Source organism: Streptococcus oralis (assembly GCF_026782375.1).
In the GTDB taxonomy this organism is placed as follows: Bacteria; Bacillota; Bacilli; order Lactobacillales; family Streptococcaceae; genus Streptococcus; species Streptococcus oralis_CL.
In genome coordinates this window covers 1-18265 of the sequence record NZ_JAKUWJ010000004.1, presented here as the reverse complement: position 1 = coordinate 18265, position 18265 = coordinate 1, and the positions used below count along the sequence as shown (strand labels likewise).

At 41.6% G+C, this 18265-nt stretch carries 20 protein-coding genes, 1 tRNA gene, 1 other RNA gene and 1 pseudogene; 1 reads left to right on the top strand and 22 read right to left on the bottom strand.

The features are described 5' to 3' along the window. Positions 1-52: 52 nt before the first annotated feature. The 11 genes and pseudogenes from purC to MK409_RS07945 all read right to left on the bottom strand — a co-directional run bounded on the left by purC (position 53) and on the right by MK409_RS07945 (position 9190). Complete coding sequence (purC, locus tag MK409_RS08000; RefSeq protein ID WP_268705939.1) at positions 53-760, bottom strand: phosphoribosylaminoimidazolesuccinocarboxamide synthase; 708 nt, start codon at positions 758-760, stop codon at positions 53-55. A 168-nt stretch (positions 761-928) separates the two neighbouring features. Next, the gene (gene comB / locus MK409_RS07995) at positions 929-2278 is read right to left on the bottom strand and encodes a competence pheromone export protein ComB (protein WP_268705938.1); all 1350 of its coding nucleotides are present in this window, start codon (positions 2276-2278) and stop codon (positions 929-931) included. A 12-nt stretch (positions 2279-2290) separates the two neighbouring features. After that, positions 2291-4444: a peptide cleavage/export ABC transporter ComA gene (gene comA / locus MK409_RS07990; protein ID WP_268705937.1), complete on the bottom strand. Its 2154-nt coding sequence runs from the start codon at positions 4442-4444 to the stop codon at positions 2291-2293. Positions 4445-4608: 164 nt separating this feature from the next. After that, a pseudogene (locus MK409_RS07985) lies at positions 4609-4804 on the bottom strand (hypothetical protein). 196 nt (positions 4805-5000) lie between these two features. Beyond that, the gene (locus MK409_RS07975) at positions 5001-5189 is read right to left on the bottom strand and encodes a hypothetical protein (protein WP_268705935.1); all 189 of its coding nucleotides are present in this window, start codon (positions 5187-5189) and stop codon (positions 5001-5003) included. Between the two features lie 9 nt (positions 5190-5198). Beyond that, the gene (locus tag MK409_RS07970; RefSeq protein WP_000415688.1) at positions 5199-5366 is read right to left on the bottom strand and encodes a bacteriocin; all 168 of its coding nucleotides are present in this window, start codon (positions 5364-5366) and stop codon (positions 5199-5201) included. Between the two features lie 17 nt (positions 5367-5383). Then, on the bottom strand, positions 5384-5572 hold the full coding sequence (locus MK409_RS07965; protein ID WP_000180817.1) for a class IIb bacteriocin, lactobin A/cerein 7B family: 189 nt from the start codon (positions 5570-5572) through the stop codon (positions 5384-5386). Between the two features lie 452 nt (positions 5573-6024). Next, a complete protein-coding gene (locus MK409_RS07960) occupies positions 6025-6261 on the bottom strand; it encodes an acyl carrier protein (protein ID WP_000182270.1) in 237 nt (78 codons plus the stop codon). A 3-nt stretch (positions 6262-6264) separates the two neighbouring features. Further along, on the bottom strand, positions 6265-7257 hold the full coding sequence (gene plsX, locus MK409_RS07955; protein ID WP_268705934.1) for a phosphate acyltransferase PlsX: 993 nt from the start codon (positions 7255-7257) through the stop codon (positions 6265-6267). Continuing rightward, positions 7254-8024, bottom strand: a complete 771-nt coding sequence (gene recO, locus MK409_RS07950; protein ID WP_268705933.1) for a DNA repair protein RecO — start codon at positions 8022-8024, stop codon at positions 7254-7256. Before recO ends, plsX begins: the two co-directional genes overlap by 4 nt. Next, positions 8021-9190 carry a pyridoxal phosphate-dependent aminotransferase gene (locus MK409_RS07945; RefSeq protein ID WP_268705932.1) on the bottom strand — a complete coding sequence of 390 codons (1170 nt, stop codon included), beginning with the start codon at positions 9188-9190 and terminating at the stop codon, positions 8021-8023. The genes recO and MK409_RS07945 overlap by 4 nt, the downstream gene beginning before the upstream one ends. 150 nt (positions 9191-9340) lie before the next feature. On the opposite strand from MK409_RS07945, the gene MK409_RS07940 reads away from it, so the two are divergent. After that, positions 9341-10351 carry a YeiH family protein gene (locus tag MK409_RS07940; RefSeq protein ID WP_268705931.1) on the top strand — a complete coding sequence of 337 codons (1011 nt, stop codon included), beginning with the start codon at positions 9341-9343 and terminating at the stop codon, positions 10349-10351. A 26-nt stretch (positions 10352-10377) separates the two neighbouring features. Here the strand turns inward: MK409_RS07940 and MK409_RS07935 are convergent, their stop codons facing one another. The 11 genes from MK409_RS07935 to MK409_RS07885 all read right to left on the bottom strand — a co-directional run bounded on the left by MK409_RS07935 (position 10378) and on the right by MK409_RS07885 (position 18233). Beyond that, entirely contained in the window at positions 10378-10815 is a 438-nt protein-coding gene (locus MK409_RS07935) for a CoA-binding protein (protein ID WP_261240882.1), read from the bottom strand. Between the two features lie 120 nt (positions 10816-10935). Beyond that, on the bottom strand, positions 10936-11904 hold the full coding sequence (locus MK409_RS07930; protein ID WP_000010175.1) for a ribose-phosphate diphosphokinase: 969 nt from the start codon (positions 11902-11904) through the stop codon (positions 10936-10938). A gap of 213 nt (positions 11905-12117) precedes the next feature. Further along, positions 12118-12612 carry a beta-class carbonic anhydrase gene (locus MK409_RS07925; protein WP_002876632.1) on the bottom strand — a complete coding sequence of 165 codons (495 nt, stop codon included), beginning with the start codon at positions 12610-12612 and terminating at the stop codon, positions 12118-12120. Between the two features lie 72 nt (positions 12613-12684). After that, positions 12685-14046: a DNA repair protein RadA gene (gene radA, locus MK409_RS07920; RefSeq protein WP_268705999.1), complete on the bottom strand. Its 1362-nt coding sequence runs from the start codon at positions 14044-14046 to the stop codon at positions 12685-12687. A gap of 13 nt (positions 14047-14059) precedes the next feature. Further along, the gene (locus tag MK409_RS07915) at positions 14060-14575 is read right to left on the bottom strand and encodes a histidine phosphatase family protein (RefSeq protein ID WP_162284787.1); all 516 of its coding nucleotides are present in this window, start codon (positions 14573-14575) and stop codon (positions 14060-14062) included. 1 nt (position 14576) lies between these two features. Then, positions 14577-15020 (bottom strand): dUTP diphosphatase, encoded by a 444-nt coding sequence (locus MK409_RS07910; protein ID WP_268705930.1) that lies wholly within the window; start codon positions 15018-15020, stop codon positions 14577-14579. Between the two features lie 54 nt (positions 15021-15074). Beyond that, positions 15075-15173, bottom strand: an RNA gene (gene ffs, locus MK409_RS07905) — signal recognition particle sRNA small type. Positions 15174-15205: 32 nt separating this feature from the next. After that, positions 15206-15673 (bottom strand): tRNA adenosine(34) deaminase TadA, encoded by a 468-nt coding sequence (tadA, locus tag MK409_RS07900; protein WP_001110101.1) that lies wholly within the window; start codon positions 15671-15673, stop codon positions 15206-15208. 200 nt (positions 15674-15873) lie between these two features. After that, a complete protein-coding gene (locus tag MK409_RS07895) occupies positions 15874-17160 on the bottom strand; it encodes an adenylosuccinate synthase (RefSeq protein ID WP_268705929.1) in 1287 nt (428 codons plus the stop codon). A gap of 245 nt (positions 17161-17405) precedes the next feature. Further along, complete coding sequence (comW, locus tag MK409_RS07890; RefSeq protein ID WP_061410103.1) at positions 17406-17639, bottom strand: sigma(X)-activator ComW; 234 nt, start codon at positions 17637-17639, stop codon at positions 17406-17408. Positions 17640-18159: 520 nt separating this feature from the next. Next, positions 18160-18233, bottom strand: a tRNA-Asn gene (locus tag MK409_RS07885). Positions 18234-18265 lie beyond the last annotated feature (32 nt).

Sequence of the window (18265 nt, the reverse complement as noted above, 5' to 3'; positions counted from 1 at the left end):
TCTTATTCCTTTATTTCAGCTCTTGCAATTTTTCCAAATGACCTTAAAGATGTTATTTTAAACCTTGCAACTTTTCCCAGACAATCTCGTAGACATCGGTTAATTCACCTAGACCCCGACGGAAAACATCCTTATCCATGTGGTTACCGTCAGCGTCCCAAAGTCGGCAGTTATCTGGCGAAAATTCGTCTGCCAAGATAATCTTACCATCCTTGTCAAAACCGAACTCTAGCTTAAAGTCAATCAATTTAAGACCAATCTCAGCAAACCAGGCTTTCAAGAGCTCATTGATACGACGCGTTTCTTCCTTCAAGTAAGCAATCTGCTGGTCATCCGCAATTTTAAGGAATTTCACATGCTCGTCATTGATAAAGGGGTCATCCAAATCATCATTTTTATAGTAAAATTCTACAATTGGAGTCTCAAATGCGATACCTTCTTCTACGCCAAAACGTTTTGAAAAGGAACCAGCCGTGTAGTTGCGAAGCACGACTTCCAAAGGAATAATCTCAACCTTTTTATTGAGCTGTTCCGTGTCCGAAATTTTCTCCACAAAGTGAGTCGCTACACCAGCCGCATTTAATTTCTCAAAAATAAAAGATGAAATCTGATTATTTAACACTCCCTTGCCCGCAATCTGCTCCTTCTTGACACCGTTGAAGGCAGTTGCCTGGTCCTTGTAAGTTGAAATAATGAGATTTTCATCCTCAGTTGTATAGATATCCTTGGCTTTTCCCGAATAGATCAATTTTTTTGACATTTTAAAGTTCGCCTTTCGTATTACTTGAGCACATTCTACCACAAAACAAACAAAAATTCAAGATTTTTACGAACTATTAACAAAATAGTACTTGTTGCGTAAAGAAAAAACTGCAAAACACCTTTGTCTTACAGTTTTTCAATCAGTTATCTCGAAAAAAGACGAACATTATTCTCTGTTCAAAAATTGATCCCAATAATAGCGCAAATAGCTTTTCTTCCCTGTGATTAGTGTCAAACGTCCTTCTGAACCATAGCGAAGACTTTCTGCCTGCTCAGGAGTCAGACTGGTTTCCGCCTCTATTTTAAAGAAATTGCCCTTTTCAGTCTTGGTAGCTGTCGCGTCAATATTCGTAATCGCAGAAACAAGAACGAGCTCTTTATTACCATCCTTGCTTGTAGTGAAACGGACAGAATCACCGACCTTGAGCCTTGCAACATCTTTTGAAGTAAGATAAGCCGTGAGTTTAGTTTTGCCTTCTTTTTCCAAGGATGGATAGAGTTGGGCTAGCAATGTCCCCTCTGCAACCATTGTAGAATCACTGGTTTCAGGATTAAGGTGAAGCACCCCATCCTCACTTGCTGTAATTTTCCCCTTGTCCAGCAGACCTCCTTGGACTTTCTTACCAGACTCCGCCTCCAAAATTTTCTGATCTAGAAGAGTTAATTCCTGACCGACTTTGACTAGGTGCTGAGACTTGAGGGATTCAAGTTGACTATCCAGTCCCGTTGCGTAGGCTTGTTGAGCTCCAGATCCAGCATACTGCACACGATAAGTAGCTAAACTAGACTCTAGCTGAGCAATTTGTGCATCCACCTGTGCAATAACTTGCGATTTAGCTTGCGAATCATCTCCAGCTTGGTTTTTATAGGTCTGATAAAAAGAGTAGGCTGCATTTTGACTATCTAGTTGAGCTCCTGTTTCAATCGCCGACTTAGCTGTTTTGTAATCTCGAATTTTATCCTCTGTTTGGCTGATAAGATTGCCAATCTCGGCCTGGCTCTGACTTGCTGCCGCATTCTGCGAGGAGATGCTGGCATTTTGCTGCGAAACATTGCTCCTAAGACTACTAGCTTGGCTGAGATAGTCTCGAAACATCTCCTGATATCCAAACTTGTCCGCCTCTGGAAATTGATCACTCCCCTCTTTCAAACTGGATTGCAAATACCCCAACTGCTTTTTTTGATCCTTTAACATATCCAATTGACTGGCATATGCCTCAACCTGGACAGCCTCCGCCCCTTGCTGGTACTGAACGAGCAGATCCCCTTGCTTGACCAACTTGTTTTCTTCCAGATAATTTGCCACAATCCGTTGATTACTAGTCGACTGGATATTGGCAATGATCCGACTAGGTTCGACAGTGGCTCTGGTAGACAAACTAATTTCCTTCTCTGCAAAGACTGCAAATCCAAACAGAAACACGAGCAGAAGCGACATGGGTACAATCACGCGACTGGAAAAACTATGGTAACGACGATTATAAAACTCCGCACTTTCTAAAAATTCTGGTTTCATCCTCTCCTCTTTCTAGCTATTGACCAAATGAGCGTAAAAGCCATTCTGTGCAAGCAAGTCTGCATGGTTGCCTTCTTCGACAATTTTGCCCTGATTCAAAACAACAACCTTCTCTGTTCGCTCAGCAATGGTCAAGCGGTGGGCGATGAAAATCAAGGTCTTGTCTAAAGCCATGAGATTATCCACGATCCGCTTCTCTGTCAAAATATCCAGACTACTAGTCGCCTCGTCCAATATCAGAACAGGCGCATCCGTTAAGAGAGCACGCGCCAAAGCAATTCTCTGCCGTTGCCCCCCAGAAATACCTGCCCCATCCGAAGTCAATTCTGTCTGATAATTCAGTGGCATGCGCTCGATATCCTCCCGAATCTCAGCCAATTCAACTGCTCGTAAGATATCTTCCTGCGTCGTCCCTTCCTTGGCTCCAAGGAGCAGATTCTCCAAAATCGTTCCGTTAAAGACATAGGGCTGTTGAGGCAGATAGTTGATGTACTGGCGCAAGGCTTTTTTATCAATCTGATTGAGATTGACACCACCCAGACTAATCTCTCCCTGACTTGGATCGTAGAAATTAACCATCATCTTGGCCAAGGTGGTCTTACCTGATCCTGAAATCCCCACAAAAGCTACCTTAGAGCCTTGAGGAATGGTCAAATTGATATTCGACAAGACATCACGACCATAGCCATACTTATAGTGGACTTGCTTAAAGGTCATATCTCCATTCATCATGCTCAAATCTTCGACTGTTTTCTTCTCCTCAAACTCCGAAGCTACCAGATAGACCTCGTTCAGACGGTTATTGGCAACTTGCGCTGTCTGAAGTTTGGTTTGTAGGTTGATGATATTTTCCAAAGGATTGGTAAAATAAACAAGCAGGGTGTTATAAGTAATCAGCTGGCCCAAACTCATTTTACCATCCATGACCAGAACAGCTCCCATCCAGAGAACGGCAACATTGAGCAGGAGCTGGGCAACTTTTTTCAGAGCCTTTTGTTGACTTTCTGCCCGACTGTAGGTAAAGGATTTTTTCAGATAAGCTACAAATTCCTTATCAATCTTTTGATAGCGTGAATTTTCACTGGTCAAAGACTTAATAGTCTCAATACCGTTGATGTCCTCGATGATAGAAGAAGATAGAACCGCATTGGCTTCCATAGTATCCCGATTCATCTTTTCAAAAGGCTTCATAAAGGCAAAGATAATCACGGTATAGATAGGAAGTGCAAGCAGACTAATGAAAAAGAGCGTCATATTTTGTGAAAACAAGACAAGCGAAATAATCAAAATGGTCGACGCATCTAAAAAGATAGACAAGATGGTCGACGCCAGCGCATCAATGATACTATTGGCATCTGTAAAACGAGAAACGATTTCCCCTGTCCTGCGTGTCGCGAAAAAGGACATTGGCAGGTGAAAAACATGCTTGATATAAGACAAAATCACATCGATGGACAGCCGTTGCCCCAGAACAAGTAAAAGGTATTCTTGGGCATATGACAAAATCTGCTGGAGAATATAGACGATGACTAGTCCTATTGAGATGATGCCCAAGGTCGAGCGCATCTGGTCTGGCACGTAACTATCAATGATGGACTGAAGATAGTAGGAACCCACGATATTGATCAATGTTACCAAGAGTGTCGCTAGGACGATATTGGTAATTAAGCCATGCTGTTTGAGTAAAATCGGCAAGAAGGATAGGAGCCCCTGTTTCTTCTCCTTATGAGGTTTATAGCCCGGAGATGGTGCCATAAAAATACTAACCCCTGTCCACTCTTGAGCAAATCGCTCACGGGAAATCTTAGTCAGCTTGACACCAGGATCCGGATCAGCGATATGAATATGCTTTTTATCCTGACCTATCACCACATAGTAGTGGAGCAACTTCCCTTCCTTGAGCACATGAGCCACAAAAGGAAAGGTCAAATCTGGCAGATCAAAGAGCGTCATATCCGCCTTGATAGCCCGCGTTTCAAAACCAAGCTCCTCTGCCACTTTTACAAGACCCAAAGCAGTCGTTCCATCCATGGTCGTCTTAGCTAGTTCTCGTAGATGAGCCAAGGAGTAATAACTACCATAGTAGCCAAATACCATGGCCAAGGAAGCCACGCCACAATCCATCTGATCCACCTGGGGACGATAGTGCCTTTTCCCAAATTTCATATCCATCTCCTTTTTTCTAATAATCTCTTAAAAACTTTGTAAGATTATTTTAACCAAACAAGGAAGAAATAAGGGAATTATTTCTGAAAAAACAATATCCTCACCTGAACAGCACTTTTACCAAAGAAAATAGGCAGAACAAGAGTCCTGCCTAGAATATTCAATTACACAGATTTCTTACCTTTCCCACTTCTTTTGTGAATGGCGTATAAAACGATAAACGCAAACACCGGGGGTACCATATAACTACTTTCACTCATTGTTAGCTGAAAGCCAAGAGTTGCTAGAATCGTAAAGTTGAAAATATTCATTAAAAATAGGAAAATAATATAGTAGAAAATATTTTACAATCCTATTCATTCTATTCTCCTTGGCCACGACACAGTAAAATAAAAACCACTAAAAACAAGGAAATCGTAGGTAGATTTATTTTGTTTACATCAGCTACGATTCTAATAATTAGATAAGCTATCGAGCTAAATAATACAGTGGTCTCTAGCCAAGCTTTTCCTAGTAATTGAACAACTTTCATCTCAAACTCCGATCTGACGGTCAATCAATTTCCATTCGTACTTTCTTTTGTTTTGTACTTGTATCCTAGATAAAACAGACCAAGCAGAATTGGATAGGTTTCTGGATAAAACAGGGTATTAATCGGATTTTTCATAATCAAATACGTTACGATATAAATAATGATCGATACGACAAAATACCCCTCAGCAAATCCTAATAAGATTTTTTTCATAGCAGACTCCTATTTACCTGAAAAGAGTGCTCGAGTTGTTAAAATAGCTCCACCTGTATATACAAATCCTTTTACAAAACCGACTGCCACAGGGATAAGAAGGGGAAAGGCTCCCCCTTGAATTTCCTGCAAGTCCGTATCAGTCATTGTTTCAAATTCTAAAATAGATTTTTCCATATCATCTCCTCCTTCTATTACCATCTACCCGTCACATAATTATAACCTGCAATTCCTACTGCAGTAATTCCACCAGCAATTTTAGCTGCTGTCACAGGATTAGCAATCACCCAAGCTACAATCGGCCATGCTCCCCCATCCACATCCATCAACTCTTCTTCTGTAAGAGCTACAAAGTTCTGTTCCATTTTGTCAAAGTTTGTCATCTTTTTTCTCCTTTATTTTTATTTTTTAGTTTATGGTCTCTAAGCTTTAAACCATTTTAAAAACCAGATTGGAAAAATAACTGAAATCATTTTTTCTCTCCTTCCTTTTCTTCTCACTTATCTATTCGAGAAGTGATTTAAAATGAACAGGTAAATTTCATCTATTTTAAATACCATTTAATCAACCATGGCAATAAGATTGGTAAATACATCGCGTAGTCTCCTTCCTTTTCTTCTTATCTATCTATTCGAAAAACAATTCGAAAATGAACAATTCATTCATTTTTATTTTAAAAACCACTTAATGAACCAGGGATAAAAACCGGTTACATACATAGATAATCCTCCTTTTTTTCTTTCTCGTCTCTTTATTCGCAATTTCTACTAAAAATTTTAACGTTTTTCTTTTTTCTGCAAACAAAAAAACAACATGACTTGCATGTTGCTTTTGGCTATATTTTACCTTTAATGGTTTCAATTACATCTGTTACACTTTGAAGATGGTCAATTTCCTCATCGCTGATTTCGATTCCAAATTCATCTTCTAGCGTCAAAACGAACTCCATCAAGTCCACTGAGTCTGCATCAAGGTCGTCCTTCAAACTCAAGGCTTCTGTTACGACAAAGTTTTCTCCCTGTCTTTCTTGGATAATGGTCACGATACGGTCAAAAATTTCTTTGTTTGTCATCTGTTATTCTCCTGAAAATTCACGTGCAGTTTGGGCAACTACGTCTGTTTCTAGCATGGTACGAATCTGGCGAATCGTACTGTACACAGCCTTGGCATCACTTGAGCCATGGGTCTTAACAACAGGTGCTTTGACACCAAACAAGACTGCCCCTCCAACATCTGAATAGTTGAGCTGTGTCTTCAACCCTTTAAGACTATCCTTGAGAAGGAGAGCACCTAGCTTCGCTCGAAGGCCACCACCTGTAATAGCTGTCTTGAGCAAGCCCATGATTCCCATAGCTGTCCCTTCGATAGATTTGAGCACTGCGTTTCCCGTGAAACCATCTGTCACGACAACATCCGCAACGCCATTCATCAGATCACGCGCTTCCACGTTTCCGATAAAGTTCAAACTTTCATCAGCTACTAGCAATTCGTAAGTTTCCTTACGAAGCGGGTCTCCCTTGCTGCTTTCTGTTCCGTTGTTGAGCAAACCAACACGTGGTTTTGCAATCCCACGAACATTCTTGGCATAGAAGGAGCCGAGAATAGCGTATTGATGGAGGTGCTGAGCAGTGTTTTCCGCATTAGCACCGAGGTCAAGCATATCAAAGCCTTTTCCATCTATAGTTGGCAATGTTGACATAAGTCCAGGTCGGTCGATATTCTTGATACGACCCACGATGAAGAATCCTGCTGCCAACAAGGCACCTGTGTTTCCTGCGGAAAGAACAGCATCTGCCTCTCCCTCTTTGGCTGCCTTAGCCGCTAATATCATGCTGGCATTTTTCTTCTTACGGATAGCTTTTGTCGGCTCATCGTCGGAATCAATTTTTTCATCCGTATGGACGATGCTAACGCGCTCTGTGGCTGTTAGATATTGCTTGATTTTGCTTTCATCTCCGTAAAGTTGAATCTCAATATCTGAAAAGTCAGCTAGGGCTTGATTGACACCCTCAACGATGGCTTGAGGTGCATAATCGCCCCCCATAGCATCTACTGCGATTTTTTTCATTTGTCTTCCTCTTTTAGTAATTGTCCCCAGTCGGCTAGGGAATCAATAAATTTCTTTGATTTTAGGTGAATCCCAACGTACTCTTCGTAGAGTTGATCCATAAATTGGCGTAGCTCTTGCTTGATTTCAGCCTTAAGCGAAATGGTCTCCAAGGTCTCAAAATCAATAGCCTGAAATTGATTGAGCAGATAAGGGATGTTGGGATTCAGATGGCAACGTTTCTCGTCCTCATGGTAATGGTCTGGACAGAGGCAGGCTCCATATTTGAAAGAAAAGTCAAAGGCCTGACCTACCCGATGGCAAAAGACACACTCATTAAGGTTGAGGCTGATTCCAAATCGGGTTAAGATTTGAATTTCAAAAATATTGGTCAAAACTTGATAATCTATACCTTCTTCCATCAACTCTAGAGTCTTTCTCAAGAAGGCAAACAAGGGAGCATCCTGCTGATTATCCTGCAAACTAGCATCTGCAAGAGCCGCAACATAAGTCGCATAAGCCATGACAAAGAGGTCGCTATTGATTTTGGGAAAGGTCATCACCTCATGATAGTCCTCAATGTAACTGAGTCCATCATCGTTGATTCGCAAGAGAAATCGTGCCAGCACCAAGGGCTGGATAACAGGTGCTAATTTAGACTGACCTGCGTGTTTGACGAAAAACATGCGCTTGCCAGCCTGCTCGGTGAAGATCTTGACTAGCTTATCATCCTCCCGAAAGTTACGATTGTAGAGTACGAAACCTTGGCTCGTGATAGATTGAATCATGCTTCTCTCATGTACTCCTCAAGTCGTTTCATGGCCTCTCTGATCGTTTCCATGCTGGCTGCATAAGACAGACGAACATAGCCTTCTCCGTAACGCCCAAAGGCAGCACCCGGGATAAAAGCAACAGCCTTCTTCTGGGCAAAATCCTTGAGAAAAGCAAAGGAGTCTTGATTGTAACCTGCTGGAATCTTAGCAAAGATATAGAAGGCACCGTCTGGTTTGATAATTTCAAAGCCAAGAGCTGTCATCTTCTCAATAATATAATCCCGACGCTGGATATATTCCTTCTTCATAGGCTCTGCATCGTTTTTACCAGCGGTCAAGGCTTCTACTGCAGCATGTTGGGCTATGGTATTTGCGGCAGTCACCAAGTACTGGTGACTCTTGATGAGTTGAGCTGTGAAGTTTGCTGGTGCTAAGATAAAGCCTAAACGCCAACCTGTCATGGCATGAGACTTAGATAAGCCATTGATGATAATGGCTTGATCTCTCAGCATAGTTCCCAATGATACATGATTTTCCCCTGTATAGGTTAATTCTGAGTAGACCTCATCACAGACCACAAAAATCTCATACTTGCCTAAAACGGCTGCCAAGGCTGCCAACTGCTCTCGACTATAGGTAATCCCTGTCGGATTAGCTGGATAATTAAGAATAATCGCTTTGAGCTTGTCCCCCTGCTCCAAAATGGCCTTTTCCAACATTTCAGGAGTCAAGACAAAACCATTTTCAGTTGTATCAATCTCGACAATCTCTGCCCCAACTAGGTTGACAATAGGCTCATAGCCTGGATAAGCAGGAGCTGGCAAAAGCACCTTGTCCCCCTCTTCCAAGATAGCTGTCAAAGTAGCAGATAAAGCCTCTGTCGCTCCGATAGTAACCAAGATTTCATTTTCAGGATTGTAGTCCAACTGGTATTTTTCTTTTACAAAATCACTAGCTGCCTGGCGCAAGGTCAGTAATCCACTCATCCCTGTATAGTAGGATTGATTCTGGTCAATGGCTCGCTTGGCTGCCTCCTTGACATGATCTGGCGTCGTAAAGTCAGGCTCTCCCAAGGTCAAACGCAGAACTCCAGGGATCTCTGAAATGGCCTGATCAAACTGACGAATCAAGGACACTTGAATCTTATCTAACTGTTTATTAAAGCGCTTGGTTAAGTCCATAGATACCCCCTTACTTACAGAACATAGTACTATTATACTACAAAAGCTCCCTGACCGCAAAATCCATCTGAAATCAAGAATTTTCACTTTCTGTTTTACTTTTCTTCTCGACAGGACTATAATAATAAGTGCTTATTTTCGGAGGTTTATATGTCATTTTTATCAAAAAATGGAGCAGGAATCTTGGCCTGCCTTCTCATTTCTTTCATATCCTGGTACCTAGGAGGATTCTTTCCTGTCGTGGGAGCACCTGTCTTTGCTATCTTTATAGGGATGCTCCTTCACCCTTTTCTATCAGCCTATAAACAACTGGATGCCGGCTTGATCTTTAGTTCAAAAAAATTGCTTCAATATGCCGTTATTTTGCTCGGTTTTGGTCTCAATATCTCGCAAGTCTTCGCAGTTGGGCAATCTTCGCTACCTGTTATCCTCTCCACCATTTCGATTTCCTTGATTGTTGCCTACCTCTTCCAGCGCTTTTTTGCTTTGGATACTAAACTGGCTACCTTGATTGGAGTGGGGTCTTCGATCTGTGGTGGTTCTGCCATTGCTGCGACAGCACCCGTTATCCATGCCAAGGAAAAAGAAGTCGCCCAAGCCATTTCCGTTATCTTTTTCTTCAATGTCTTAGCGGCACTCATCTTTCCAACTCTAGGAACCTGGCTTCACCTATCAAATGAAGGCTTCGCCCTCTTTGCAGGAACTGCGGTCAATGATACTTCTTCTGTAACGGCCACAGCCAGCGCATGGGACAGTCTTTATCAGACCAATACCCTTGAGTCTGCAACCATTGTTAAACTCACACGCACCCTTGCCATTATTCCTATCACGCTCTTTCTCTCCTTCTGGCAAAGTCGCCAACAAAAAAATAGCCAGGGTTTCCAACTAAAAAAAGTCTTCCCACTTTTTATCCTTTACTTTATCTTGGCTTCTCTCTTAACGACTCTCCTTACCTCTCTCGGTGTGTCCGGTAGTATCTTTACCCCTCTTAAGCAACTCTCCAAATTCCTTATCGTCATGGCCATGAGCGCCATCGGTCTCAAAACCAATCTCATTGGATTGATCAAATCCAGCGGCAAGTCCATTCTTCTTGGAGGCCTTTGCTGGATTGCCATCATCCTTACCAGTCTTGGCATGCAAGTTTTGATTGGTATTTTTTAACACAAAAGGTAGCCAATGGCTACCTTTTATTGTTCAAGAATTAAGCGTGTGTGTTCTCTCTTGATACAGCGATTCATCACGATGTCGTCGCATCCTCCAGCACGCAAGATTTCTTCCGCTTCTAGGCTTTCAAGTCCCAGTTGTGCCCAAAAAATCTTGGCATCAGCCTTGAGAAAATCACGCGCCACATCTGGTAAAAACTCGCTCCGTCGGTATACATTGACAATATCCACAGGAAAAGGAATCTCAGCTAGACTCGCATAAGCCTTCTCTCCCAAGATTTCCCCACCTGCAACCTTGGGATTGACTGGAATGATTTTATAGCCCCGAGCCTGCATTTCCTTAGTCACTCGGTTGCTAGTTGTTTCTTCACGATCGGACAAGCCTACTACTGCTAACGTTTTACTGGTTGCAAGATACTGACGGATCACACCATCACTTGGATTGATAAATTCTTGGCTCATAGAAATCCTCCTTTTTCATCAGTATAGCATATTTTGAGAAGGCTTGCAGATTTTGACTACAAAAAAAATTCCTAGCAAGAGAAAAAGCTTGCCAGGAAATTCGTTTATTCAAGTGAAAGTTTAGATTTTTTTCTCGATACTAAATAATGGAGAAAGAGGACGTTTTTCGTGGATACGAATAATAGCATCGCCCAGAAGATGAGCAATCGAAATTTGTTCAATCTTATCAATCAAACGCTCTTCTGGTAGGTAGATAGTATCCAAAACAACCAATTTTTTAATAGCTGATTTTTGGATATTGTCCATAGCTGGTCCAGAAAGAACTGGGTGCGTACAGCTTGCGTAAACTTCAACAGCACCTGCTTCAGCAAGAGCATCCGCCGCATGACAAATAGTTCCAGCTGTATCAATCATATCGTCAATCAAGATACAAGTCTTACCTTCGACCTTACCAATGATGTTCATCACTTCACTGGTATTCATCTTGTCTACACTACGGCGCTTGTCAATAATCGCAATCGGAGTTTTCAAAAACTCTGCCAATTTACGAGCACGAGTCACCCCACCATGGTCTGGGCTGACAACCACGTAGTCAGAGCCGACCATGCCACGACGTTCAAAATAGTCCGCAATCAATGGAGCACCCATCAAGTGATCTACAGGAATATCAAAGAATCCCTGAATCTGTGCAGCGTGCAAATCAATCGTCAACAAACGATCTACGCCAGCAACTTCTAGCATGTTTGCAACGAGTTTTGCAGTGATTGGCTCACGCGCGCGCGCTTTTCTATCCTGACGTGCATAGCCATAGTAGGGCATAACAACATTGACAGATTCTGCACTAGCACGCTTCAAAGCGTCCACCATAATCAAAATTTCAAGTAAATTATCATTTACAGGTGAACTAGTTGATTGTAGGATAAAGACGTGTTTTCCACGGATTGATTCTTCGATGTTGACCTGAATCTCCCCATCTGAAAATTGGCGAACAGTCGATTTCCCCAACTCTATCCCAATTTCTTGCGCCACACGCTCTGCCAATTCTCTATTAGAAGAAAGGGCAAACAGCTTTAAATCAGAAAAAGACATGATTTCCTCCGGTATTTATGTATCACTTGTTTTTACACAACATTTTCCATCTACCATTGTAGCGCTTTTTCCTTTATTTTTCAATCAAAAATAAAACAAGAGTAAACATTTATACCCTTGTTTTGTGCTATTTTATATTAGCTATATTAAAACTAAAAATCCTACATTTTAACAATCGATTTTATGCTAGGATGAGATTTTTTCGAGACAAAGTTAGTATACTTCTCTCATACTTCCTGTATCCACATCATAGACAGCACCTGAAATAACCACATCATCAGGAATCAGTGGAGACTCTCTAAGCAATTGCATATCCTCTCTCACACTCTCTTCAACATCCTGAAATGGTAAAAAATCTTGATCAGACACATCAACCCCGAGCTCGTGTTTCAAATGTTCATGAAAACTTTCATTTTGAAAGGTCTGAGCACCACAGTCTGTATGATGCAATACCACAATCTCTCTTGTCCCCATTTGTTGCTGGGAAATCACCAGCGAACGAATCATGTCCTCAGTCACTCGACCACCCGCATTCCGCAAGATATGAGCATCCCCAAGTGCCAAGCCCAGAGCTTGCGCAACGTGCAAACGTGAGTCCATACAGGTCACAATGGCTACTCTTGTTTTGGGTTTAAGTGGCAGATTTAACTGCCCATGTAGGGCAACATAAGCCTGATTGGCTTGCATAAACTGTTCAAAATACGACACGATTCCCTCCTCGAAAATTTGATAGTCAAATATTTCTCCTATCTTATCATTTTTAAGAGGATTTGTCACGGATTATGCAAAGACCTTTTTCAAAACTTCCTGAACCGTTGTCACACCAATAACCTCAATTTCCTTGGGTGGAGTGATTCCTGTCAAGGAATTCTTGGGTACATAAATCTTGGTAAAGCCCAGTTTTGCCGCTTCATTGATACGTTGCTCGATACGATTCACGCGCCGAATTTCTCCGGTCAAGCCCAGTTCACCCACAAAACATTCCTGAGGATTGGTAGGCTTGTCCTTGTAACTAGAGGCAATAGCCACTGCAACGGCTAAGTCAATAGCAGGCTCATCCAATTTCACACCGCCAGCAGATTTGAGATAGGCATCCTGATTTTGCAAGAGAAGCCCTGCTCGTTTTTCCAAAACAGCCATAATCAGACTTGCACGATTGAAATCAAGTCCAGTCGTCGTACGCTTAGCATTTCCAAACATGGTTGGTGTTACCAAAGCCTGAACCTCCGCCAAAATCGGACGGGTCCCTTCCATAGTTACCACGATGGATGAACCAGTAGCCCCATCCAAACGCTCCTCTAGGAAAACTTGACTCGGATTGAGTACCTCAACCAATCCACCCGACTGCATCTCAAAAATCCCAATCTCATTAGTGGAACCAAAACGGTTTTTGACTGCCCTCAAAATACGGAAGGTATGGTGGCGCTCCCCTTCAAAGTAAAGCACCGTATCCACCATATGCTCCAACATACGCGGACCAGCCAAGGTCCCTTCCTTGGTCACATGCCCTACGATAAAGATGGCAATGTTATTGGTCTTAGCCAGCTGCATAAGCTCAGCGGTCACCTCACGCACCTGAGAAACAGACCCCTGCACCCCTGAAATCTCAGGAGACATAATAGTCTGGATGGAGTCAATAATGAGGAAGTCTGGCTGAATTTTTTCTACTTCTGCGCGAACACTCTGCATATTGGTCTCTGCATAGAGATAAAACTCGCTATCAATATCCCCCAAGCGCTCTGCACGGAGTTTAATCTGCTGGGCAGACTCCTCCCCACTGACATAGAGAACAGTCCCTACTTGGGACAGCTGAGTCGATACTTGTAAGAGAAGGGTTGATTTCCCAATCCCTGGATCCCCACCGATAAGGACGAGACTCCCTGGTACCACTCCGCCTCCAAGTACACGGTTGAATTCCTCCATCTCCGTCTTGGTTCGATTGACATTGATGGAAGTCACCTCAGCCAGTTTCATGGGCTTGGTTTTCTCACCTGTCAAGGACACACGCGCATTCTTGACCTCGGCAACCTCAACCTCTTCTACAAAAGAAGACCAAGACCCACAGTTAGGACAACGCCCTAGATATTTTGGGGAATTATACCCACAATTTTGACATACAAATGTCGCTTTTTTCTTTGCGATGATAAACCTCTTTCTAAATCTCTATCTCACACTCAATCACTTGGCAAAAATCAATCTTCTCGTTTGATACAAATTGGCGCATGAGCATTCGATGAGCGACAACTACCACAGTCTGGTAGTCTCTATACTTAGCCATACATTCTAGAAACCGAGACTTCATTTCCGTAGCTGTCTCATATTGAATAGGGCTATTAGAAAGTAACTCCCCCTTGTTTTCTAGAAATAGTGTTCTAGCCTCTTCAAATCTATCTATGCCTGATTCATAGACCTGCCATTCGTGTAACAAAGGCTCCACCCTCAAAGGAAGGCCAGTAGCACAAGATACATAAAAAGCCGTTTCTAAAGCTCTCGTTACTGCTGAAGTCACTAGTAGATTAGCCGATTGTAGCAAAGGATTTTGCCAAAGTTCCTGAGCTTGTTGCCGTCCTTTCTCAGATAAAGGTGCTAAATCCATCCCAAAACCTGTATAAGAACGTTCCTCTAATTCACGATAATCTGGCTCCCCATGACGTACAAAGATAATCTTCATCTTAGTGTCCAGTTGACCCAAATCCACCAGTTCGCACGCCGTCTGCCTCATCTCCATCTGCAATCAAAAATGGTGCAAAGACAGCCTGGACCACACGTTCTCCAACTTCAAGAATCACTTCTTGGTCAGTAATGTTTTTCATCTGAGCAAAGATATGGCCTTCATTCCCAGGATTTCCATAATAATCCCCATCAATGACCCCAACCGAGTTAATCAAGACTAAGCCCTTCTTGCGAGGGTTTGATGAACGGTCATAAAGATAGAGCACTTCTGTCGGCTGCATATAGGCCTTAACCCCTGTCGGAACCAAGATAATCTCTCCTGGCGCAATAACCGTACGCACAGCAACCTTTAAATCATAACCAGCCGCGTGAGCTGTCTCTCGTTTCGGCAATAAATTTTCGTCTGTAAAACTCGAAACCAATTCAAAACCACGAATTTTCATATTTTTCTCTTTTCTATAATCATTTATTCTAGGCTATTTTATCTTATTTATTCGAAAAAAGCACGAAAAAAGAGCACACAATTCACATCGCTTAGGGCTGCTGGATTCCTCCCCTGACCCGCTTCACGCAGAACTGTTGCTCCACTATTCATTATACCACATTCCCTTCTGTTTTTAAAGAGAAATTATTTTTTCCGTCGATTTCGGAAAAAGTCCTGCATAATCGCTGCACAGTCATCTTCCAAAATTCCCGTTTCCACCTCTACACGATGATTGAGACGCTCATCTGTCAAAATATCGTACAAGCTCCCAGCTGCACCAAATTTCTGGTTTTTAGCCCCGTAAACCACGTTTGGAATACGGGCAAGCCCAATCGCCCCGCTACACATGACACAAGGCTCAATGGTCACAAAAAGCGTGCAATCCAGCAGGCGCCAACTCTCTTCACTCACATTCGCATTCTCTATAGCCATGATTTCTGCATGCATGACCGCCCGTTGCAACTCCTCGCGCGCATTATGCCCCCTACCAATGATTTCTCCATCCTTGACAATCACACAACCAATTGGAATTTCATCGTGTTCTAAGGCAATCTCAGCCTCTCTCAAAGCCTCTCTCATAAAGGCTTCTTTTTCTTCAACTGTATAATTCATCGTTCTTCTCTTTTCCTACTTATCGATTTTATTATTATATCATGATTCTCAACACAAAAAAAGCCACCGAATGCGGTGACTTAATAGGGAGATTATTATGAAAAAGAAAAGTTTAGGATATTTGTTACAACAAGTTAGGAGGTCTTCTTGTAACTGTCTATAGTATACCCAACCTGTCTTAAACTAATCTTAAAAATCTCCTATGACCAAACACTTTCTAAAATATTAGTTTGTTCACGACCAGGTCCTACTGAGAAAGTTGAGATACGAACACCAACCAACTCGCTTACACGACGAACATAGTTACGTGCATTCTTAGGAAGGTCTTCCAAATTACGGACTCCAGTGATGTCTTCTGACCAACCTGGCAATTCCTCGTAGATTGGCTTACAACGTTTCAACTGCTCAAGACTAGCAGGATAGTAATCAATACGTTGACCATCAAGATCATAGGCGACACAGATTTTCACAGTATCCAAACCACTCAAAACATCTATAGAGTTCAATGAAAGATTGGTAATCCCAGATACACGGCGGCTGTGACGCATCACAACTGAGTCAAACCAACCCACACGACGTGGACGGCCAGTTGTTGTACCGTATTCATGACCTACTTCACGGATGCGATTTCCCACTTCATCAAATAATTCAGTTGGGAAAGGTCCGTCTCCTACACGACTTGTGTAAGCTTTACAGACACCTACAACCTTGTCAATCTTACTTGGACCAACACCAGACCCAATTGTCACACCACCAGCGACAGGGTTTGACGATGTAACAAATGGATACGTACCTTGGTCAATATCTAGCATAACACCTTGCGCACCTTCAAACAGCACACGTTTGCCATTATCAAGCGCATCATTCAAGATAACGGATGTATCTGTCACGTATTGCTTGATTTGTTGACCATACTCATAGTATTCTTCAAAAATATCATCAATTGAAATAGGAGTACTGTCATACAATTTTTCAAACAGACGATTCTTTTCCGCAAGATTGCGTTCCAAGCGTTCACGGAAAATATCCTTATCCAAAAGATCTGCAATACGAATTCCAACACGAGCAGCTTTATCCATATAGGCTGGACCAATACCCTTGATAGTAGTCCCGATTTTATTGTCGCCCTTAGCTTCTTCTTGTAGACGGTCTAATTCAATATGATATGGCAAAATGACATGCGCACGGTCCGAAATGCGCAAATTATCTGTTGTCACACCTTCTTCATGAAGATAAGTCAACTCTTTTATTAGAGATTTAGGATTTACAACCATCCCATTCCCGATGACAGAGATCTTTTCAGGGAAGAAAATACCTGACGGAATCAAGTGCAACTTAAATTTCTTGCCATCAATCACAATTGTATGACCAGCATTATCACCACCTTGATAACGAGCAATCACTTCTGCATTAGCTGAAAGAAAATCTGTAATTTTCCCTTTACCTTCATCACCCCACTGGGTACCTACAACAACAACTGAAGTCATAATAAAATTCGTCTGAGCTACTAGGAGCTCGTCCTTTCTCATATACATGGCAGGAATTTCACCCGCAATTATATCTTACAATTTATTATAAGAAAAAAACACTATTTTATCAAGAAGAAACACTAGAAAAGATTTGGAATTTCTGTAAATTATAAAAATCAAATCCTTATATTTTAAATAAAATCCTTAAATTAACAAATTAAATATTCATTATTGTTCGTGATAAATGAAATATATGACCCTTACTAGTTTAGGACGGCACCTTCTTGAAGGAATTTATCAAGATACAAGCGATATGCCGTCTGAAAATGATATAAATTAAAGTCTTTAACGCTTGTAATTCTAAATCTTATCAAGTAATAAAGTAAAAAACGAAGATGAAGTGATTCCCACTCAGCACGACTCTGCCCTAAAGAAGCATATTCTTGTTCAACTAATTTCAAAAAAACAAATGCTCGATCATAAAAATTTTGAAGCATATAAAAAATCCCTTTCTTATTATTAACACTAGTCTAACAAAAATAAGGGCTAAAAAAGCTTCAAATCCTATAAAAGTAGAATTTAAAGCCAAACGAACTAAAAATAAAATATAAAGACATTTATAGATTCAAAAATTAAGTTTTGAATTTTGAGAAGTTTACTTCATTTATAAAATCATAACCAAACTTCTAACGGATAATCTGCACTCGGGAATATAAGGTCAAATTATCAGCCAGTACCTACAGATGATAACTTTTCGTCAGTACTTAGGATTAAACACAATGTGATACTTACAGTGCCACTTTGTTTTTGATAACTATGAGCCTTTTGTACCATGGTTTCTCCTTTTACTCTACAATTAGCTTAAAGACCTTTATTGTATAGCATTTGGATTTTTATTGGCATAACAAACAACACACTCTCTCATAGCAGGTAGTTTATTTATCTCAGTTCGTTAGGTGAGACGAACTAATAGTAACATAAGAAAAAAGAACACCACCAGGTGTTCTTTTTATCTGACTCCGCCAGTAGGACTCGAACCTACGACATCATGATTAACAGTCATGCGCTACTACCAACTGAGCTATGGCGGATAAAAGCTAAGCGACTTCCATATCTCACAGGG